Source organism: Pseudomonas agronomica (genome assembly GCF_025917275.1).
Taxonomy (GTDB): Bacteria; Pseudomonadota; Gammaproteobacteria; order Pseudomonadales; family Pseudomonadaceae; genus Aquipseudomonas; species Aquipseudomonas agronomica.
The window spans coordinates 1-915 of the sequence record NZ_JAOSHO010000918.1 but is presented as its reverse complement, the minus strand read 5'-3'; the positions used below and the strand labels follow the sequence as shown (position 1 = coordinate 915).

Annotated in this window: 1 protein-coding gene; it reads right to left on the bottom strand. The window is 60.5% G+C overall.

Annotated elements, in window-relative coordinates; translation table 11 throughout:
* Nucleotides 1-50: 50 nt before the first annotated feature.
* On the bottom strand, nucleotides 51-749 hold the full coding sequence (locus OC610_RS28105; protein WP_264432902.1) for an OmpW/AlkL family protein: 699 nt from the start codon (nucleotides 747-749) through the stop codon (nucleotides 51-53).
* Between the last annotated feature and the right edge of the window lie 166 nt (nucleotides 750-915).

Sequence of the window (915 nt, the reverse complement as noted above, 5' to 3'; positions counted from 1 at the left end):
GCAAGCTCCCTCGCCACAGGGTGTGTAGGCATCTCAATGTCGTGTGGGGCTCAGAACTTGTAACCCAACCCCACCATGTAGACGAACGGATCCACATCAACGTCCACCTTGGCCCGGGTGCCACCGGCCACGGCGTTGTTGTCGACATACGCGGTGGTGTCGATGTCGATGTAGCGGATCTGGCCGTTGATCATGATGTTGTCGGTCAGCATGTAGTCCGCACCGATTTGCCAGGCCATGCCCCAGCTGTTTTTCGCGCGAAAGTTGCTGAAGCCGTTGGCGCTGGCTTCGCTGCCGACGTGCTCGTCATAGATCCAAGTGTAGTTGATGCCCGCACCGACATAAGGCTGGAAGGCGGATTTGGCGTCGAGCGGGTAGTAGACCAGGCTCAAGGTCGGCGGCAGGTGCTTGAGGGTGCCGAGCTTGCCATTGGCCGCGCCCAGGGCGGTGCCCTTGAGTTTCACGTCATGCTCGAACGGCGAGGCCGCCAACAGTTCGATTCCCCAATTGTTGGTGAGCATGTAGGCGAAGTTCAGGCCCAGTTGCGTGTCGCTGCTCATGGTCGCCTTGCCACCCAGGTCGGCGCCGGCCAGCGGGCCACGGTCGACCTTGACGCTGGAGCTATCGGCGTCCGGGTTGACGGTGATCGCACCGGCGCGAACGATGATGTCGCCGGCTGTGTGGGCCTGGGCGAGCGGGGCGGCGAGGGCGAGCGCGATAAGGGAAGCGCTGAGCAAGGACTTGTTCATTGAGGGCTCCAGAAGGCATCGAAAATTGATGTCCCATGGTACGAAGCCGTCTGGTCCGGTCTTTTGACTCAGCTCAATGAGTCAGGGGGTGCTTAATTGACTCAGCTCAATGAAATGATGATGAGCAAGCCTGAGAGCCCCATCGCGAGCAAGCTCGCTCCCACAG